Here is a 20,179-nt window from a genome sequence, read left to right on the forward strand (position 1 = left end):
ATAGGGGCTTATCTGATGGATCACGAGCAACTAACCTTGAAAGAAGCAACGCTAAAAATGAAAAGCATGAGTCCCGACCAATACAAACGGCTTGCAGAAGAAGTGCATCGAATCTTGGCAAAGGACACTCAAAAGGAATTTATTGTTAAATACAATCGGAAATCTATCTATAATCGAAAACTGCAACTTAGCGAATCCAGCAGGATGCCTTCTGCGACGGCCAATTTATATGGGACACTTCTGGAGAGGTTGCAGCGGCAGAAATGGTTCGATGAAGTAGCCCAAAAACTATTCATGCGTTTGATGGAGCGGGAAGTGAAAGAAGCATCTCCTTTTGAGAAAGTACTAAGTAAGGGGGGGGCAAGCATATCCATATTAAACAATGTTTTTTACGTAGAGGATAAACAAAAGAACCGATTAGCGTTAGCGTTGCTTATTCATGAACCAACAGGAACTGAGCTCATCTGGTTGAGGAAGAAGATGCAACTGTTTATCGGTAAAATCTTTTCGGACCCAGCATTTCGTACCAGGGTTGCTAAAGAATTGAACACATAGTGGATATGGTGGGGACAAGATGAATATAGTTTTGGTAGTTTGCAAAGCGTTCTTCGTGCCTCTTATACTTAATATTATTTTACTTGTTATGCGCTTCAAAATCTGGAAGAATTGGCTGATATTCGGTTCATTCTCGTTTTTTTGGTCAGTGTTGATGTTGATGTATACCGATTGGTCCCTTATCAGTCAATATCTACGTATAGCGATGATGTGCTTTTTGCCCATTGCTATCCTGGTCTCGTTTTGGAGACATAGAGGAATATCATGGGAATATAAGAAACGTCCGCCATTCCTGTCCTTTCTGCGATGGCTTTTAATCATTCCAGGAATTTTACTTGTGGTGGTAACAGTCTTGCGAGTTACAACAGTTTTCTTCGACAGCCAGTCTAATAGGGAGGCTGTTCAGATAAAATTCCCGTTAAGAGGCGGGATATACAGTATCTCACATGGCGGTAATTCAAGTGCATTGAACTATCATTATGAGTATCCGTCCCAAAAATACGCAATCGATATTGTCAAATTGAATATATGGGGGATCAGCAAAAGGAATTTTTTGATGTCTCGGAATTTGGATGATTACGTGATTTACAGTGAGCCGGTATATAGTCCCGTCTATGGGAAAGTGGTAAAAGTAGTTGATGGGATGAGTGATGCTTTTAAAACCGGTCCTCTGTCAACGAGATCCAATATGGTCGTCATTGAATATAAAGATTTTTATATCCTACTGCTTCATTTAAAAAAGGGAAGCATTCAAATAAAGGAAGGAGACCTTGTTGAGGCAGGACAAAAGATTGGCAAGGTTGGAAATTCGGGTTACAGCACAGAGCCACACCTTCACATTCATGCGATCAAGAAGACCGAGGGGAAAAACGAAGAATTTAGAGGCCCTTCTGTCCCGCTGGTTGTGGATGGTACCCAGCTAAAACGCAATGACTTAATTCTGAATGAACGAATTTTGTTTAGATAAAACGGTCGTGGGGTGGAACAATAAATGAAAATAAAAGTTGCTATTGAGATAGGGGTAAAAGCGATTGCGCTTACAATGGGACTAACATTTCCTTATGTGCCTATTTGGGGGAAAGTCATATTTTTAATTGTATTCTGGATATTACGTATAAGGGACATTGAAAACGACAAAAAGTGGACCAGCGTTTCTGCCATATTTCTTATAGGTATGATCGTAGCTTATATGGCCAAGCAGTTTTTATGAATAGAAGACGGGATATGCCGTTCAGCCGACTACTAATGGCTAGGAAGGCATTTTTACTATTTTGCTAGGATAAAATTCCCTTTTCTCCCAATGAATGATATACTCTAAATATGTGATGTTTATCATATGATTCGAGACTGAAAAGTGGTAAGAAACCAACTTGCTCGCTCATTGGTAGCTCGGAGGGGATTTTCTTTGGAACGGTGGTTTAAACTGTTACGATGCCCCATTCACGATATGGATGTCGCTACACAAGAATGGGTCTATCGTTCTTTTTCTCAGTTTGTCCACAAGGATATTTTTTCCATAAGCGATGATCATGAACTAACTAAGGACATTACACAAGAAGCGTTTATTAAGGCAGTCAAACATGGGCCACGACTACAATCAGATGAAAATATACCAGGTTGGATTAGGCGGGTTGCCCGGAACACCGCCATTGATTTCCTAAGAAAATGGAATAACGGCCATCGGATGGTTGGCTATATATGCGATAGTATATATGCAAAAGTTCGAAACGAAGTCAGTGTTGCAAGTGAAGTTGAGACCAAAGTGAAAATTGAATTGCTTTATTTGGCTCTCAGCGAATTAAAGTCAGACTATAAGACCGTATTGCTATTGTTTTATCTCTCTGGAAAATCGTATCGTGAAATCAGTAAGGAGTTGAATCTGGGAGAAGCTGTTGTCAGCCAGCGGCTGGCGAGAGCTCGCAAAAAGTTGTTGCAACATTTTCTGGAAAAATGGGCTGATCATGATGAATGAACAGGGGATTCATTCCCCCTTAAAGGGTCCCTTTTTTGCCGCAGCTTGCAGGGGAGGAGACGTCGCCACTTCCCGGCTGGCGGTTTCGGAGGATAGCCCGCTCCTTGGCGGATGCGCCCCCGCTGCCAAGATAGGCGCGCATCCGGGTGGACACCTCACGCTGCAAGCCGGCCCACAAAATCCGCATCTTGCCATGGTATCCCCGGCAGCGGTAGTCCGCCTGAATGCCGTTCTCGTCTTGACGAATCCGTTCGATTTCAATGTTCCGTTCGCGGAATTTGCCTTGAATCTCCGAGAGGACCAACGCGACACGGCGCTCGCCGCCGCGGATGAGATCGACGTAAGCTTCCGGGCTCTTCAGCAGCCCGCTTTGTTCGAGAATTCGGGCGTCCCGCTCGAATACCTTCTGTAAGAAACCGAGCAGCAGCGCGCTCTTGATGAGCGCCAGTTCTTCTTCCTTGATGCCGGGAACGGCCATGGAACAACACTCCTTTACGCGAACTTATGTTCCTATCATACCCCCGCGCAACGTTTTTAATCAAGGGGTCCCATGAAACTTTTCCATTGACTTCTCAATGCAGGGCGTGGTATGATCTATCTTGTCGCTGCAAAATATGATTTTGTACGATATCGACTATGCGGTCGTGGCGGAATTGGCAGACGCGCACGGTTCAGGTCCGTGTGGGCTAACCCCCCGTGGAGGTTCGAGTCCTCTCGACCGCATCGATTTTTAACGAACAAGAGCTCTTGATTGACCTTTATGGTGATCGAGAGCTCTTTTTTTGCTCATTGTTGTGAGAGATCGTGTTGACAAATCCCCAGAGCCAGCCTAATATCAACTTAACTTAAACGTTTAAGTTTAGAACATTAATCGTTTAAGTTAAATTTGCTTGCCGAAGGGATGGTTACGAATGGGAGCGGAAATCGTTACACTTGCTAATGTGTACTCCAGGTTTTTGGGCAATGCTCGGGAGGTTTATGTCTATTTGCCTACTTCTTATGCGGAAGCGGAGCATCGTCGGTACCCGGTGCTTTATGCGCAGGATGGACAGCATATGTTTGCGTCTGATTCTAAGGGAGACTCTTGGGAGATGCACCTAACGGCCGAGCGGTTAAGCCGGGAAGGTCGGATGGAAGAAGTGATTATCGTGGCGGTATCGTCCATTGAGGATCAACGGGGCTCGGAGTATTTCCATGATCATCCGGGAGTTCGAGAAGCTTTCAATACGACTTGTAAAGGGGATCTGTACGAAAGGTTTCTCATTGAGGAGCTGAAGCCGATGATCGATGCTAAGTTTCGGACATTAACGGACCGGGAGCATACGGCGATCATCGGTTCTTCTGCGGGCGGACTTGTCTCTTATCATATCGCTTTTCGTCGTCCGGACATCTTTGGACAGGTGGCGATCCTGTCGCCTTTTCTGGTGCATGCGGTGGTGAATGAACCAAGGGACCATATGAACCATCTTGAACCGGTACGCGAGCAAAAAATATACCATTCCTTCCCGGTCAAACCGCCCGCGCTGCGCGTTTGGGTCGATATCGGCGGTGCGGAGGGGCTGATCATGCCTCGTCACGTCCGGGCGTTTGTGGATGAATTGATCCAAAGCGGTTTTGCGCCGGGCGAGGATTTGATGTTTTTACTTGATGAGGCGGCGGGCCACTCCCAAGTCGCTTGGGCCAGACGGTTGCACTCCCCGCTGCTGTATCTGTTTGGCGAGATGGGACGCCCGCGCAGTATCAGGCTGGACGGGAGAAGACAAGTGGGGCTGCAAGGGCATCGGGTTTGGCTCTATCCCCAAGTGACCTGCGACACAGGCTTCGAAATGAGTTTACTCAAGGCAGACTATACGGTGGACTGTCCGGAAGTGCTGACGGTGGGACCGGACGGCTTGATCGTTCCGCAGGCCGAAGGGAAAGCTGATGTAACGGTCAGCTTCGGCGGGCTTACCGCACTGACGAGCATCGAGGTGATCCCGGACTTGTCCGAGCACGTGCAAGTTGAAATCAGCGTGACCGTTCCACCGTCTACCCTGGCGGATGCTCGAATTCACGCGGGGTTCGAAATCCCGAAAGTTCGAGACGGGTTCTATCAGGGGAGCTTCTTGCTGCCTAGAGACCTGGTATTTGATGTGAAGGTATCGCGAGGCTTTGGATTCCATGAGCGCAGGGCAACGAGCCGACGCTTTGACACCTCCGAGCCGGTTCGTCTGCATTTCATCGTGGAGGAGTGGGAGGATGACCCAACTGCCTAATCCTTTATGGACCAAGGCAGTAGCGATTCCCTTCCGGGATATGGTATCATCCTACCAAAGTGCTAGAGATTTGATGAGGTGTTGGCCGTGAAAAAAGCAACCTTGAAGGATATTGCCCGTGAAGCGAAGGTTTCGGTGGCAACGGTTAGTTACATTTTAAATCATGTGGACAACCAGAAAATTACGGATGAAACGCGCTGCCGTGTGTTGGAAGCCGCGAAGAAGCTAAATTATATCCCTAGCCTTGCGGCACGTTCGCTTGTCCGGGGGAAATCCGGCATGGTGGCCTTGCTCTTCTGCCGCAGCGAGCGGGACGGGTTATGGAAGCAGCTCTATTACGGCAGATTAGCTGAACGGATGGAGATGCTCTGCAATCAGGCAGGCTATCACCTGCTTGTGCTGGGGATGGACGCCTTGCGGCCCAATCCAGAGATCATCCGGCAGCGGGAGGTGGATGGGGTGCTGTTGGCCGGAGTGAAGCAGGACGTCTTCCGGGACATTTCCGTCCATTTTAGCTTTGGGGTTCCGATCGTACTGCTCGATACCCATATCGACGATCCGCTGTTTCATAAAGTTGTGATGGATTACCGCAAGGCGTTTACCTTATGGAGAGAGCAATCGGCCGCGACCGCACGGCGCTTTCTGGTGTTGGATGACTTCACGAATGAGAACACGATGAAGATCATCATGGATGCGGCAGAACTCGAACCGGAAGCCATTTTCGTGCTCACAGCGGACAACGTGGACCATTTGCCCGATTTTCTGGCGCGGTTTCGAGGGGGCGCCGGGATTGTGATCAACGAGTTTGTTGGCATGCTTGTTGCGAACGCCTCACGAGGACTGGACGTGGATCTGACCGTCCTTTGTACGAGCGGCTGTCCTGAAGTGCTGCCTTCGACGGTCCACAAGCTCACCTCAGAAGCAAATCGCGGACAACTGGAGGTTGCTTTTCAGATCATGCAGTTTTATATCGAATCGAAGGACAAGCCCCCTTCAAATGCAAGCTCCAAAACTCAAGTGGGATATGAAGAATACGTTTCGATTCCATTGCAGCAAGTGAATGCCGAGGGCTAACTTCCCTCCGCTTCGTACGCCTCTTGCCACGATTATCCCTTTCGTTCAGGAAGCTATAAGCCGGGAGCGGGCAAGGTGAAGTGAAGGGAGAAAGCAGGTGCAGTGATAGGCGGTCATCAAGCGGGTTGCGGGTTCCTGATCAAACGGGATAATCCTGCAAAAGCCCCGGCCCATTTATACCTCCGGGCCCCCGCCGCAGCCTTACATCGATTTCCGAATGCTCCCCGGCGAATGCGCTGCTGCACCTTCCCGATACTGCCCCGGTGTCATCCCCTCTATCTTACGGAAGGAGCGGATAAAGTTCTGCGAGTTGTTGTATCTCAGCTTGGCCGCGATCTCCTTGACGGGCATTTCCGTATTGCGCAGCCATTCTTTCGCCATCTTGAAGCGGTACATCGTGAGGTACTCGCTGAAGGAGCAGCCCGTTTCTTTCCGAAAAATGCTGCTGATGTAGTTCGCGTTGTAATGAAGACGGGCGGCGCAAGCCTCCAGGGTTAAATCGGTGTCGTACTCGTGGTGAATCAAATCGATAATTTTCTCCGAAATATTTTGGTACTGGGCGTTTTGCCGGTTATGAAAGATGCGGATCATCGGGTGAATGACCGTCGTCCAGAACCAATCCTCGATTTCTGCTTTGGTGTGCAGCCCAAACATCTCTTCAAACAAAGAACCGCTGCCTGCAGGCCGGATCTGGTGCAAGGCGATCCCCGCTTCCTGCATCATTACCAGCAAATTATTCAGCAGGCGGGTCAGCGGGATTTGATATTCCTGCGGCGTCAGCTCTTGGTTGAACATGGAGTTGAACAGCCGCGCATTCACTTCCTTGGCCTTCTCCGTTTCCGCCAGCTTAATGGCGTCTAGCAGCTCGTTTTCCTTATGCGTCGGATAGTTCACGTTCAGGACATGCTTGCCGGAGTTGAGGTTCTCGTATTGAATAATGACCCCCGTCCCGAGCTTCATCCGATATTTTAATGCCTCCATCCCCTCGCGGTAAGCGATGGGCAGTTTTGAGATGGACTGAAATGACAAGCTTAGACCAATGCTGACATGGACTTTCAGGCATAGATGGATTTCGTGCTGCAGCTTCTCCGTCCAAGTATATACGGTTTGGTGGAACGAATCAGGCTCCTCTTCAGCACTTCCGATCAACGTCACGATGGTTTGGTCCATAATCACCGGGGTGAACCGGCTGCGGGGATCCAGCAACTCCTCGATGATATTTTGCGCGGCGAACAGCAGCAGGTTAAGATCCTTTTTGCCATAGGCTGAATCCTCCGTAAAATCCAGGGCTAAGGTAAACACCGTCATCGTTCGCCAAGCGCGGATCTGCTCCTGGTAGCCGTACTGTTCGAGCTTCTCTAGTAATTGGCTTTTGGTGTAGCGCCCTTGAAACGCTTCAATCAAGGAGAACGCCCGCACTTGTCGGATATGCTGCCGAACTTCCGTTTCAAGCTGCGATTTGGACTGGAACAAACGATCATACTCTTCACCAATGAGTTCAAACTCATCGGCATGGGTCCGGCGGACATCGGTTTTGCGCCGGCCGATGAGATGCAGAAGGCGTTCGATCGGCGAGTACATCCGGCGTGAGCCGAACCAGGCCAGCCCGACCGACAACACCAGCATAAACAGGCAGACATAGAAGGTGAACAGTCCAATTTTGCCGGCTTCCCGGGTCAGGCTGCCGATGGAGGTGACTGATAGATACATCCATCCGTTCAGCTGGGAGCGCAAGTAGGTGACGGCATAAGCTTTCTTGCCGATGTGCGTCTGAAATTGCCCGGAGGGATGAGTTTCGTCCGCGAGCAAGGAGGTATCCTCCCATCCGGTTTCCTCCAGCTGACGGCCGATCCATGAAGGATCAGGATGCATCAGGATTTGCCCGTGCTCATCTGCGACAATCACCAGGTCCTCGGTCTGAACGTCCGTCGCCACAACGTCTTGCAGGCTGCAGGCAGGAAAATTGGCCAATGCCAGTCCGTATTTATGCAAGCTGGAGACCGGCAGCTTCTTGATCAGGCTGATGCTGTAATGGCAAGGTGCTGAATCCGCATTCTCCTCGCTATAAAACCAGGAGGACGGCGTTAACATCCAGGTGGTATCATTTGGCGTATCCATCAGCTGTTCCAGGCCCTCACGGTCCTTATATTCACTCATCCGATACAGCCCGGAGTTCTTCACCATCCAGTCCTGCTGGAGATTCATCAACACGACATCCTCCAGCTTCGTATCGAAGAATTGCATGTTGCGGATTTCATTCCGCAGGTCGTTATATAGTTTGAAATCGCTTTCAGATAACGGGTTTTGAAGAGCCTGTTTGAGCACGGTCGAGTTGACGACTTGATTTAACGTTTGGTTGACAGTTGTTAACTTCCGTTCTACATTGGAGTTAATTTGCGAAATTAGCTCAATTTTGCTTCGGTTGACATTTTTTTGGATTTCTCGGGTTGAAGTCAGATAGGAAAACGTTCCGATGAACAGGACGGGCAGTGTACTTACGGCGATTGTAAAAATCATCAGTTTGCTTAAGAAGCTTAAAGGTTTCACCAATCTCAGCACCTGACCTTATCGTTAAAAAGTCGTTAATTCCAAGTGTATGATGTCTGTCAAATAATAGCAATAATCATCTCGTGAGGCAATAATCATTTTGTATTATTCTTCGGTTTGAGGGGGGCTTTGAGCAATGATTAGAACAAAAGGCGGGGACCGCGGGTTATTCGCGACAGCGTTGCTCTTACTCGTGCTTGTATTCTTGGTTTCCTTGCTAAGCGGGTGTATAAACCGGGATACGCAACTTCAGGCATCCGATTCGGATCGGCCGTATTTGTCCGTGTTGGTGCCGCTTCACTTTCCTCAGCCGCCATCGAAGGAGGTGGTAGCCAAAATCGAGGAGTTAACCGACATGCGACTGGATCTTAGATGGGTGCCGGAGGGCGTTTATACCGACAAAATGTTGACGGGGTTAACCACCAACTCCCTGGTGAAGGTCAGCTTTGTGAAAGTATCGGATTATCACATGGTGAAAAATGCGATTCGTTCCGACGTCTTCTGGGAAATTGGGCCGTATTTGGCAGAGTTCCCGAACCTGAGCAAGGTGGATCCGAACATATTAGATCAGACGGCCGTAGACGGCAAGATTTATGGGCTGTATACCGAACGCCCTTCCTCAAGGCAAGGGGTCATTTTGCGCAAGGATTGGTTGGAGCGGCTGGGGCTGGAGGAGCCCAAGACACTGGATGAGCTTTATGAAGTGCTGCGGCAGTTTACATACGGAGATCCGGATGGCAACGGGGAGCAGGACACGCTTGGTGTCGTGGACCGGAACGATTTGGTTTACGGTATTTTTAAGACGCTTAGCTCCTATTTTGGCACCCCCAACAACTGGAAGATTGAGGACGGCAAGGTCATTCCGGAATTTATGACGGATGAATATTTGAATACGATGAATTTTATGAAAAAGTTATACGACGAGAAGCTGATCAATTCGGATTTTCCGCTTACCAGCAAAGAGGTGCAACGAGATCGGTTCATCCGCGGGGAGGCGGGCGTTCTGATCGGAAGTATGACCGACGTGCAGCGCCTTGCCATTGAAGCGCGGGCCATCAATCCGGATGCGGATTTTACGCTGGTGAACCGGATTAAGGGGCCGTACGGGTACAAAGTGTGGTCGATTCCGAATTTTAACGGTTTGTATCTATTTTCGAAGAAAATGATTCCTACCGAGCAGGATCTCAGAGACGCGCTTCGTTTCTTCGACCGAACGATGGATCGGGATGTGGCTAATTTAATGAAATACGGCTTTGAAGGCAGACACTACCGGACGGAAAACGGGATGGTTATTCTGCCGGAAGAAACGTCGCAGCTCCGGGTGAACGAGGTGAATCCGCTATATTCGCTGATGATTGCCGATATCAGCAACCCCAATATTATGGAGGTTGCACAAAAAGAGCATTTGACTCAAATTGCCGAGCAGCTTAGCAAAGACAATGAAGCATTCCTGGTGGACGATCCGACGGTTCGTCTCAGCTCACCGACTTATGATGAGAAGAGTGCGGAGCTGTCCACGATCATAAGCGATGCCACCTACAACTACATCCTGGGGCGCATCGACGCCGAAGGCTTCCACCAAGAGATTGAGCGCTGGAAGCAAAGCGGCGGTCAGGTCGTAATCCGCGAATTTGAGGAAGCGCTATCACGCCGATAATCATTAGTTCAGGTTTAGCGCTGAGCCGCTGCCGTTATGAGGAAATGATTGTTTCCGTACCTTGGTCATGACGATACTGTGGAAGAGTAAGTAATCCAAACCATGGGAGGTCCAAAGGCTATGAAGAAACAATCCTTCATCCTCATTCTGACCGCACTGTTAGCGCTAAGCGTTGTGCTGGCCGGTTGTGGAAGCGCTAACAATAAGAAAGGCAGCAATTCAGCAGCGACAGAGCCGGCTGCAACCACGGCGGATAACGGCGCGAACCCAACCGCAGAAGCGGAGAAACCAACGGAAATTACGATTATGCTGCCGTTAAATACGTCGGAGACGCCGCCGGATACGATCAAAGCGGAACTAGAGAAGCTGACGAATACGAAGCTGAACTATCAGTTTTTCCCGGCAGACACGTATGAAGAGAAGCTGAACACCGCATTTGCCACGGGTTCCTTGCCCCAAGTGACCTATCTCAAAAACCAAACCACGTTTATTCAAATGAAAGAAGCGATTAAGGACGGACAGTTTTGGGAAATTGGCCCGTTGTTAAGCGAATTTCCGAATCTGAACAAATTGAAGCCGGAAATTCTGAACAACACGAAGGTGGAAGGCAAGCTGTACTCCCTCTATATCGGCAGACCGCTGGCCCGCCAGGGGATCATCTACCGCAAGGATTGGGCCGATAAGCTAGGCTTGTCCGCACCGGCTAATGTGGACGAATTGTTTGAAATGGCCAAGGCGTTTACGGAACAAGACCCGGACGGCAACGGTCAAAAGGATACGATCGGGATCGCTGACCGGAACGAGCTGGTTTATGGAGCGTTTAAGACGGTATCCGCCTGGTTTGGCACACCCAACAATTGGGGTGAGAAGGACGGCCAACTGTTGCCGGAGTTTATGTTCCCGCAATATATCGATACGATGGATTTCTTTAAGAAGCTGCGGGATAACGGCTACATGAACCAGGATTTTGCGGCAACCAGCAAGACCGATGCCGTCAATATGTTCACCAGCGGCAAGGCCGGGCTTTATATCGGCGGGTCGATGCAGGACATTGATTCCCTCAACAAGGATCTGATCAAAAATGTGCCGGATGCTGTACTCGACACGCATAGCATGGTAGCCGGTCCCGACGGGAAGTTCGCCCAGTGGATGATTCCGGGCTACAACAATATCATTCTGTTCCCGAAATCGGCGGTGAAGGATGAAGCGGAGCTCAAGAAGATTTTGGCGTTCTTTGACAAGATGATGACGCCGGAAGTAGCCAATTTGATGTATTGGGGCATTGAAGGCACGCACTATACGGTCGTAGAAGGCAAAGCCAAGGCTGCGGATAACAAAGAATTGATCGAGCGCGAAGTGAAGCCGTTTAAGGACAGCGTCATCGGGGAACCCGAAACCAACGGCATGTACGAAAGCTACAATACGCTGCCAGGCCGGATCCATGCGGAAGAATTAATCAAGGAAAACGTCAAGGTGGGCGTGCCTGACCCTACGGCGGCGCTGGATTCGCAAACCTACGCGGAGAAGGGCGTGGAGCTGCAGCAGTTGATTACGGACGCCACGTATCAATATATTTACGGTCAAATCGACAAGGCGGGCTTCGAGAAAGCGATCGAGCAATGGAAGAGCCGGGGCGGTTCGCAAATTATCGAGGAATATAACGCAGCGAGATAACGTCTTATTGAAGGAACATAGGAGGAGATTTATATGAGAGAGGCAACTGTTCCATCCTCCGTTGCGACGAAGCTTCCGTCGCCCGATCGACGCACGAAGGCCGCACAGCTTCGCAAGCGGCTGTGGCGAAATAAATGGCTGTATGTGATGCTGCTGCCCGGCGTGCTCTATTTTATCATCTTCAAATATTTGCCGATGTACGGGCTGATCATTTCCTTTCAGGACTACAAGCCGTATAACGGCATTCGGGGCAGCGAATGGGTAGGATTGGAGCATTTTCAACGGCTGTTTACGGAACCGGATTTTATGATGATTTTGAAAAACACGGTGATCTTGTTTGCGCTCAACCTGTTTATCTATTTCCCGGTGCCGATCATTCTGGCGTTAATGCTAAACGAGCTAAGAGGGAACTTCTTTAAAAGGCTGTTCCAAACCTTCGTCTACTTGCCGCATTTTATGTCCTGGGTCATTATCGTGTCGATTACTTACGTGATGGTGACGATGGACGGCGGGATTATCAATGAACTGTTGGTGTACTTTGGCTTCGAGAAGATCAACTTCCTGCTGAACCCTGACTGGTTCCGGCCGATGTACATCCTTCAGGTCATTTGGCGGGAGGCCGGCTGGGGGACGATCATCTACCTGGCCGGCATGGCGGCCATCGATCCTGGATTGTATGAGGCGGCACGGATGGACGGTGCCGGACGGATGCGTCAGGTATGGCATATTACACTTCCGTCGATCCGGGGTGTGATCATAACGCTGTTTATTTTGAAAATCGGGCATGTGCTGGATTTAGGCTTCGAGCATGTCTATCTGCTGTTGAATTCGATGAACCGGCAGGTTGCGGAGATTATTGATACGTATGTGTACACCGCAGGGCTGCGGCAAGGACAATACAGCTACAGCACGGCGATTGGATTCTTCAAATCCGTCATCGGCCTGATCCTGGTCATGCTGGTCAACAAACTATCCAAGAAGTTCGGGGAGGAGGGCGTTTACTGATGGTGGAGGATCGATCGATCAGCGGTCGTATTTATGCGGCGATTAATTTTACGCTGTTGGCCATAATTTCGTTGATTACGGTGCTGCCCTTCGTGCATGTCGTGGCCGGTTCTTTTACGACAAACGCAGAGCTGGCGGCAAATAAATTCGTGCTGATTCCCAAAGTATGGAGTTTGGAAGCCTATCGGTTTATTTTTTCAACGAACACGATTTTTAGGGCGATGGGGGTTTCCGTTGGCGTCACGCTCGTCGGTACGTTGTTCAGCATGCTGCTGACAGCGCTGATGGCATATGGGCTGGCGCGTAAAGACCTTGATGGCCGAAGAACCATCAATTTTCTTGTTGTTTTTACGATGCTGTTTAACGGCGGCTTGATTCCGACGTTCCTGGTTGTGAAGGAGCTGGGGATGATCGATACGTATGCTTCCTTAATCATTCCCTCTGCGATCAGCGCATTTAATATGATCATTCTGAAGAACTTCTTTCAGAACATTCCGGAGGGCTTGGAGGAGTCCGCGCGGATCGACGGCTGCAACGACTTTGGCATCCTGTTTAAAATCGTGCTGCCGCTGTCCATGCCGGCCATCGCCACGATTTCCCTGTTCTATGCGGTGACGTATTGGAATACGTACATGTCGGCGATTTTGTATTTGAACGACAGCGCCAAATGGCCGATCCAAGTGCTGCTGCGACAAATCGTCGTGCTCGCGAGCGGGCTGGACCACAGCGCCGAATTGGATGGAACTGTGCCGCCGCCGGATCAGACAATCAAGATGGCGGTCATCGTGGTTGCCACTCTGCCGATTTTGCTGGTGTATCCGTATCTGCAGAAGCATTTTGCCAAAGGAGCTTTGCTGGGATCGATGAAAGGGTGAGGGGTCTATGGCGATGAAATCCGAAGCGGAAGGAGTTGGAGAAAGATGGGGCAACGTCCAGACTCTCCTATAGCTTGGGCGAAGAAGGCATGCGATTCGATGATGGACATATACCAGGATGCGGGAACTCTCCCTCCCGCTCATCGCTGGCATTATCATCAAGGCGTCTTTCTGTGCGGGATGGAACAGCTGTGGGAGGTCGTTCAGGAGGAGAAGTACATCCAGTACATTCAACAATATGTAGATGACTTGGTGGATGAGCAGGGCAATTTGATGTTCGCCCGCGATGAGCTGGATGCCGTGCAGGCTGGTTTGCTGCTGTTTCCACTATATGAACGAACCGGGAAGTCTAAATATCGAATCGCTGCTGAGAAACTGCGTTACTTGCTGCTGACGCTGAATCGCACGAGTGAGGGCGGTTATTGGCATAAGGATAAGTATCCGTATCAGATGTGGTTGGATGGACTCTATATGGCCGGGGTCTTTTCGCTAAAATATGCAAATGCGTTCGGGGAATCAGGGCTTCGGGCTGAAGTATTGCACCAGGAGAAGCTGATGCGCAAACATATGCTCGACGCCAAAAGCGGCTTGCTCTATCATGCCTGGGACGAGAGTCGGCGGATGCCTTGGGCGAATCCGGAAACCGGCTGTTCCCCGGAATTTTGGAGCCGCTCGCTGGGCTGGTACGGCTTGGCGCTGGCTCAATTCCTCGATTTGCTGCCGGCAGACGAGCCGGGGAGGGCGGAGCTTGCGAGGGCGTTCTCCAGTTTCGTAGATGCGCTGATCCGTTATCAGGATCAAGAGAGCGGGCTCTGGTATCAGGTGGTTGACAAAGGTGATCGTCCGGATAACTGGCTGGAAACGTCGGGCTCCTGCTTGTTCGTATACACCTTGGCTAAAGCGGTGCAGCAAGGACTGGCCGGTGAAGATGCCGGGCGTGCCGCATTGCGGGGATACGAAGGGCTGACTCAAGTCGTGGAATGGGACGATAAAGGCCGTCTGGTGTTACCGGATATCTGTATCGGTACATCGGTGGGGGATTATGACCATTACGCGGCGCGCCCGAAAGTGAAAAACGATCTGCACGGGGTGGGCGCGTTTGTGATGGCCTGCACCCAAATGGAAATGCTCCTCAGCAGAAAGGAAGATCCTGCGGATGTGCACTTATAATATCGTTGATTATGGGGCTGTGAAGGACAGTGGGGTTCCGGCAACCGCAGCCATAGCGGCCGCAATTACGGCAGCAAGTGAAGCCGGCGGAGGCACGGTGCTCGTGCCAGCAGGAACGTTTGTGACCGGAGCGATTTTCTTGAAGAGCCATGTCGAGCTTAGGTTAAGCCCTGGGGCGGTGTTGTCCTTCAGCACCAACCCGGATGATTATCCGGTCGTACAGTCCAGATGGGAAGGGGTGCAACGGGAGGTCCATGCCTCCTGCATCTACGGGGAAGATCTCGAGAATGTGTCTGTCACGGGGAACGGATGCATCAACGGGAACGGCCAGCCCTGGTGGGAGAAGCACCGGAACCGTCCGGAGGAGCTGCAGTATCCGCGTCCGAAGTTGATCAGCTTCGACCGCTGCCGGAGGGTGACGATTAAAGACGTCACATTGGTCGACTCCCCTAGCTGGACGGTCAACCCGATTTGCTGCCAAAACGTGACGATTGACAACGTATCAATTCTGAATCCGGCGGACTCTCCGAATACGGACGGAATTAACCCGGAATCGTGCTCGAACGTGCGAATCAGCAACTGCCATATCGATGTCGGGGACGATTGCATTGCGATTAAGGCAGGTACGGAGGAGACGGCGGAGCGGGTTCCTTGTGAGAACATTACCATCACCAACTGCACGATGATTCACGGTCACGGCGGGGTGGTAATCGGGAGCGAGATGAGCGGAAGTATCCGGAACGTGACGATCTCGAATTGCGTCTTCCAGCACACGGACCGCGGCATTCGGCTCAAGTCCCGTCGCGGCCGAGGAGGTATCGTTGAGGATATCCGCGTCAGCAACCTCGTGATGAATAACGTGATCTGTCCTTTTATTATGAATCTATATTATTTTTGCGGTCCATGCGGTAAGGAGAAATATGTGTGGGACAAAAATCCGTATCCCATCACGGAGGCAACCCCGCAGTTCCGCCGGATTCATTTCTCCGACATTACCGCGCGCGAAGTACATGCCGCTGCTGGCTTCTTGTATGGATTGGCGGAGCAGTACATTTCCGAAATCACCTTCGACCGTATCGAGATTTCCATGGCGAAGGACGCGATTCCCGGCCGTCCTGCCATGATGGATGGAATCGAGGAGATGGTGCGGCGCGGGTTCTACCTGGGAAATGTGCGGGACGTACGATTTAACCAAGTGTCGGTTGAAAACCACGAGGGTCCGGCTTTTTATATTGAACACGGGGAGGATGTAGAACTTACGGGGTGCCGCTCACTCCGAACTGCTAAGCCGGAGTCTTTAGTGGAGCGGCATTAAGAGGGGTGCAATTTTCGGGTTGAGGACGCAAATATCGGATTTTCCGCCCAGGCAGCAGCAGGGTGCTATAATGATGGCGTATAAACCGATCAACAGGGGGAGGACTCGAACGATGCACGAACATACGGACCGCTCGCGGGTAAAAGGCTTTCTCCGCGCAGAAGGAACAAAAATCGTCAACGGCGATGGAGAGGAGATCCTGCTGACGGGCTGGGGACTGGGGAATTGGCTCTTATGCGAAGGCTATATGTGGTTATCCCATCACTCCCGGTTCGATCGCCCGCGGCGGATTGAGGCCGTCATTCAGGAGTTGGCCGGAGCAGATTATGCCCAGCAGTTCTGGAAGCGTTTCCGAGAGAATTACGTGACCCGCGAAGATATCCGGCGTATGGCGGAGCAGGGGTATAACTCAGTCCGCATTCCTTTTAATTGGAGATTGCTGATGGAGGACGAGCCGGGCATTCGCTGGAAAGAGGACGGGTTTGCATTGATCGACCGCTGTTTGGATTGGTGTGAGGAGTTTGGCCTCTACGCCTTTCTGGATATGCATGGAGCGCCTGGCGGACAGACCGGAGCCAACATCGACGACTCGATCGACGATTTCCCTCGCTTGTTCACCGATGAGGATAGCTGGAACAAAGCAATCCAGCTGTGGAAGGAGTTGGCGCGGCGGTATCGCGACCGCTGGATCGTCGGCGGGTACGACCTGTTAAATGAGCCGGTTCGTCCCGGTTTGATGGAAGGCAAACACGAGGATTACCTCGTTCGGCGGCTGGCGGCATTTTATGATGAAGTAATCGCAGCGATTCGGGAAATGGACGACCGACATCTGCTGTCGGTGGAAGGGCATCACTGGGCGACGAATACGGCAATATTTTATAAACGTTATGATCCCAATATGGTGATCCATTTCCATCGATACGCTTGCAAACCCGGCAAAGAAGCGTACGAGGAGTTCCTTAAGCTGTCCGAGACGCTGGACCAACCGCTATGGCTTGGCGAGACCGGGGAGAACGAGCTGGAGTGGTTTGCGGCGATGTATCCGTTAGCCTTGTCGCTGGGGATCGGCTACAACTTATGGCCGTGGAAGAAGATGGAGCGCGCCAACTCGCCGTATTCGGTGAACAAACCTGAAGGCTGGGACGAGCTGCTGGCTTATGTCGAGGGCGGAGCACGACCAAGTTATGAGCGCGCACGGCAAATTCTTGATGCTTATTTAGATAACATCAAGGTAGAGAACTGCACTCCCCGTCCAGAGGTAACCGCGTCGGTCTTCCGTAAGCCGGGCTCTCGGGTTCGCGGTACAGATTTTGATGAGCTGCCGGGCAGAGGCATCTCGTTCAGCGGACGCCGCACGGAAGGGAACATTTTTAAGTATCGGGCCCAAACGGGCATGAAAATCGTGCCGATCTCAGATGAGCCGCAACCGAAGAAGTTCGGGTTTGATTGCGGCTGGCAAAATCTCGCGCTCGAGCTTGCGGACGGCGAGTTTGCCGCCTATTCGTTCTGCGGCATCGAGTCCGGCAACGCGGCGGTACTGGAGCTGATCTGCCGGGAAGAAACGGTGATCACATTGAAGCAAGATGGGGTTGAGCGTGCGCGTCTGACGATTTCTCCAAGCCAAGATGTCAGCCGCTACAGCGCCGTACTTGTTGAGGCCGCGAAGACAACGCTAACCGTTAGTGTGGAGACGGGCCGAGTCGAGTTGCATGCCATTACAGTGGAATAAATTGAAAAAAAGGCTTGACTCTTTTCGCGGCGCATGATATTTTATATCTTGTCGCCGCGAAAAATGGTTTAACGGCTTTCGCGGAGAGATCACATTAAGCGGTCGTGGCGGAATTGGCAGACGCGCACGGTTCAGGTCCGTGTGGGCTAACCCCCCGTGGAGGTTCGAGTCCTCTCGACCGCATCGTTTAAACTGCTAGAAGCTCTTGAATTCTCCTGTAGAATTTAAGAGCTTTTTTTGCATACTAGGCATAGTGAACAGCGGAGTGAAAGGGATAATCGCGTAAAGCTGCGGGCAAGAGAGTAATCCATACAAGCGAGGTGAGGCCGCATTGTTTCGAGTGGCGATTTGTGATGATGAGAAGCAACAGCGTGAGCAGATCAAGCAGATGCTGCTGGCGTTATCTTTTAAATCCAATATCGAATTTGACATCGAACAGTTTCCTTCGGGAGAGGCGCTGGTAGCCCATTATGAACAAGGGCAGACGCCGTTTCATATTCTCATTTTGGATGTGGAGATGGGCGGGATCAACGGCATTGCTGCGGCCCGCAAAATCCGGGAGCTTCAGCATCTGGATGAGCAGATTATCTTTTTGACGAGTTATCCTGAATATATGGTGGAGAGCTTGGACGTGTTTATTTTTCAATATCTGATTAAGCCCGTTGAGCCCTCCGTGCTGGAGGAGAAGGTGCTTAAGCTCTGTCATTACTTCCAAGCGCAAGAGAAGAAATTTCTGATCGTCCAGTCCGGCTATGAAGAAGTGGTGCTGAAGCATGAGGAGATTATCGCGATCGAATCCGCCAAGAGCCTAACGATGAAAAATAAACTCAAGTTCATCACCGTTTCCAAGGTGGTTGAAAGTAAGGGGCTGATCTCGAAGTATGCGGAAGCACTAAAGGACAGCCATTTCTTACAGATCCATCGGTCGATTATCATCAACCTCAACCATGTGGTTAAATTTGCGGGCAATTTCGTACAGATGTCGAACGGGCTGGAGCTGCCAATCGGACGCTCGAAAGTGAAAGAAGTGAAGGATTTCTATACCAAATATAAGGTGATGAAGGATATTACCTATGATTCCATTTAATCTTCCGATTCTGATCAGCAGCGTGTTTGTGCTGGGGTTTCAGATTATTTTCTTCTTTGATTCAGTGTTTGGAAGAGCGGCCCGTAAAGCGCAGCGGTTCGCGCATTTTGTTCTATTCGCGTTGTTGGCATCGGTTTATTTGACGCTTGATTTGGAGTGGTTTGCCTCCGGCGTGGCGCTGCTATTGATCTATAGTCTGGCGGATACGTACCAGGTAGAGTTAAAAAATAAACTTATGTTTACCGTGTTGTACGGCGTGTTGATGTCGATTGTGAATTCGCTGTCCATTTTTATTTTCTATACGCTCGATGCGGATGAATTTCGGGACTTTGAACCTACCAATTTTACGGCGTCCGCGAAAACCTTGTTGCTGTCCTGCATTTTGATGTTTGTCGTCATTCAGTTGATCCGGATGGTGGCCAAACGGCGGACGTATCCGTTAAAGCCCGGCTATTACCTGCTCTTTCTGTTCGTACCGGTGTTCAGCATTTATCAGGTCAATTTGCTGGCGGCGACCAGTGAGAAGAATCTGCATTTCTTCATTTGGGTCATTGGGTTGTTGCTCCTGAATGTTTTGGTGATCTATATGTTTGACACGATGATGGACAAATTCCAAATCCAGCAGGAGAACTTCCAATTGCAGCGGCAGATGGACTATCAGGACGCCAACTATGAAAAAACGGTACATAGCTTCAAGTCGATTAAACGCATCATCCACGATACGAACCAGCATTTTCTATATATCGAAGAGTGCATGAAGCGCGGGGATACGGCTGCAGCGTTAGAGCATATTCGGGTTACGCTAAATAAGGTCGAAGACGCGTATCATCGGGTAAATACCGGCCATCTCGTAATCGATGCGCTGGTGACCAATGCGCTTAACATCGGTGAAGCGAACGGCATTCGGATCGATACACAGCTGCAGCTCCATTCGCAGGAGCTGAACATCGACCGCTATGACCTCTGCGTTGTTCTTGGCAATATGCTGGATAACGCCCTGGAAGCTTCCAAGAAAGTCAGGGTGGCGGAAGATCGCTATATTCTGATTCGCATCCGCTCGGACGAGCATGCCCTCACGATTCAAATCCTGAACCATACGGAGCAGAACGTGACCCGTCTGCAGAGCCAGAAGCCGAACCGGGAGTTTCACGGCATCGGTCTCACCAACATCTCCCGCATTTGTGACAAGTACGGCGGGAACATGACGATCGAAACCGGCAATAAGACGTTTAATAACATGGTGATTTTGCCGTTCAGGGATTAA

At 50.5% G+C, this 20,179-nt stretch carries 17 protein-coding genes and 2 tRNA genes; 17 read left to right on the forward strand and 2 right to left on the reverse strand.

Annotated features, from left to right (window positions below; all coding sequences use genetic code 11):
• The 4 genes from RW092_RS06890 to RW092_RS06905 all read left to right on the forward strand — a co-directional run.
• Window positions 1–555, forward strand: a 555-nt coding sequence (locus RW092_RS06890; RefSeq protein ID WP_316009857.1) for a hypothetical protein, incomplete at its 5' end; no start/stop codon positions are given.
• Window positions 556–574: 19 nt separating this feature from the next.
• The gene (locus RW092_RS06895) at window positions 575–1,522 is read left to right on the forward strand and encodes a M23 family metallopeptidase (RefSeq protein WP_085278379.1); all 948 of its coding nucleotides are present in this window, start codon (window positions 575–577) and stop codon (window positions 1,520–1,522) included.
• 24 nt (window positions 1,523–1,546) lie between these two features.
• Window positions 1,547–1,765, forward strand: coding sequence for a hypothetical protein (locus RW092_RS06900; RefSeq protein WP_085278378.1), 219 nt, complete (start codon window positions 1,547–1,549; stop codon window positions 1,763–1,765).
• 195 nt (window positions 1,766–1,960) lie between these two features.
• Window positions 1,961–2,527, forward strand: coding sequence for an RNA polymerase sigma factor (locus tag RW092_RS06905; RefSeq protein WP_316009858.1), 567 nt, complete (start codon window positions 1,961–1,963; stop codon window positions 2,525–2,527).
• 19 nt (window positions 2,528–2,546) lie between these two features.
• Here the strand turns inward: RW092_RS06905 and RW092_RS06910 are convergent, their stop codons facing one another.
• Complete coding sequence (locus tag RW092_RS06910) at window positions 2,547–3,005, reverse strand: YhjD family protein (RefSeq protein ID WP_254899708.1); 459 nt, start codon at window positions 3,003–3,005, stop codon at window positions 2,547–2,549.
• Between the two features lie 160 nt (window positions 3,006–3,165).
• Here RW092_RS06910 and RW092_RS06915 point away from each other — a divergent pair.
• The 3 genes from RW092_RS06915 (at window position 3,166) to RW092_RS06925 (ending at window position 5,856) form a co-directional block, all read left to right on the forward strand.
• A tRNA-Leu gene (locus RW092_RS06915) sits at window positions 3,166–3,250 on the forward strand.
• Window positions 3,251–3,438: 188 nt separating this feature from the next.
• On the forward strand, window positions 3,439–4,782 hold the full coding sequence (locus RW092_RS06920; RefSeq protein WP_316009859.1) for an alpha/beta hydrolase: 1,344 nt from the start codon (window positions 3,439–3,441) through the stop codon (window positions 4,780–4,782).
• Between the two features lie 87 nt (window positions 4,783–4,869).
• On the forward strand, window positions 4,870–5,856 hold the full coding sequence (locus tag RW092_RS06925; protein ID WP_316009860.1) for a LacI family DNA-binding transcriptional regulator: 987 nt from the start codon (window positions 4,870–4,872) through the stop codon (window positions 5,854–5,856).
• 201 nt (window positions 5,857–6,057) lie between these two features.
• On the opposite strand, the gene RW092_RS06930 is transcribed toward RW092_RS06925, so the two are convergent.
• Window positions 6,058–8,403, reverse strand: coding sequence for a helix-turn-helix domain-containing protein (locus tag RW092_RS06930; RefSeq protein ID WP_085278374.1), 2,346 nt, complete (start codon window positions 8,401–8,403; stop codon window positions 6,058–6,060).
• A gap of 136 nt (window positions 8,404–8,539) precedes the next feature.
• Here RW092_RS06930 and RW092_RS06935 point away from each other — a divergent pair, with 136 nt between their 5' ends.
• From RW092_RS06935 to RW092_RS06980, 10 genes are all read left to right on the forward strand, one after another.
• Window positions 8,540–10,060 (forward strand): extracellular solute-binding protein, encoded by a 1,521-nt coding sequence (locus RW092_RS06935; RefSeq protein WP_316009861.1) that lies wholly within the window; start codon window positions 8,540–8,542, stop codon window positions 10,058–10,060.
• A 120-nt stretch (window positions 10,061–10,180) separates the two neighbouring features.
• The gene (locus tag RW092_RS06940; RefSeq protein ID WP_316009862.1) at window positions 10,181–11,734 is read left to right on the forward strand and encodes an extracellular solute-binding protein; all 1,554 of its coding nucleotides are present in this window, start codon (window positions 10,181–10,183) and stop codon (window positions 11,732–11,734) included.
• A 33-nt stretch (window positions 11,735–11,767) separates the two neighbouring features.
• Window positions 11,768–12,739 carry an ABC transporter permease gene (locus RW092_RS06945; protein WP_028538022.1) on the forward strand — a complete coding sequence of 324 codons (972 nt, stop codon included), beginning with the start codon at window positions 11,768–11,770 and terminating at the stop codon, window positions 12,737–12,739.
• On the forward strand, window positions 12,739–13,614 hold the full coding sequence (locus tag RW092_RS06950) for a carbohydrate ABC transporter permease (protein ID WP_028538021.1): 876 nt from the start codon (window positions 12,739–12,741) through the stop codon (window positions 13,612–13,614). Before RW092_RS06945 ends, RW092_RS06950 begins: the two co-directional genes overlap by 1 nt.
• 45 nt (window positions 13,615–13,659) lie before the next feature.
• A complete protein-coding gene (locus tag RW092_RS06955) occupies window positions 13,660–14,784 on the forward strand; it encodes a glycoside hydrolase family 88/105 protein (protein WP_316009863.1) in 1,125 nt (374 codons plus the stop codon).
• A complete protein-coding gene (locus RW092_RS06960; protein ID WP_316009864.1) occupies window positions 14,771–16,099 on the forward strand; it encodes a glycoside hydrolase family 28 protein in 1,329 nt (442 codons plus the stop codon). Before RW092_RS06955 ends, RW092_RS06960 begins: the two co-directional genes overlap by 14 nt.
• Window positions 16,100–16,211: 112 nt before the next feature.
• A complete protein-coding gene (locus RW092_RS06965) occupies window positions 16,212–17,828 on the forward strand; it encodes a glycoside hydrolase family 5 protein (RefSeq protein ID WP_316009865.1) in 1,617 nt (538 codons plus the stop codon).
• A gap of 98 nt (window positions 17,829–17,926) precedes the next feature.
• Window positions 17,927–18,011: transfer RNA gene (locus RW092_RS06970), tRNA-Leu, on the forward strand.
• A 148-nt stretch (window positions 18,012–18,159) separates the two neighbouring features.
• Window positions 18,160–18,915 carry a LytR/AlgR family response regulator transcription factor gene (locus RW092_RS06975; RefSeq protein WP_316009866.1) on the forward strand — a complete coding sequence of 252 codons (756 nt, stop codon included), beginning with the start codon at window positions 18,160–18,162 and terminating at the stop codon, window positions 18,913–18,915.
• Window positions 18,902–20,179 (forward strand): ATP-binding protein, encoded by a 1,278-nt coding sequence (locus RW092_RS06980; protein WP_316009867.1) that lies wholly within the window; start codon window positions 18,902–18,904, stop codon window positions 20,177–20,179. Before RW092_RS06975 ends, RW092_RS06980 begins: the two co-directional genes overlap by 14 nt.

This window comes from Paenibacillus sp. 3LSP (genome assembly GCF_032465655.1).
GTDB classification, from domain to species: Bacteria; Bacillota; Bacilli; order Paenibacillales; family Paenibacillaceae; genus Fontibacillus; species Fontibacillus barengoltzii.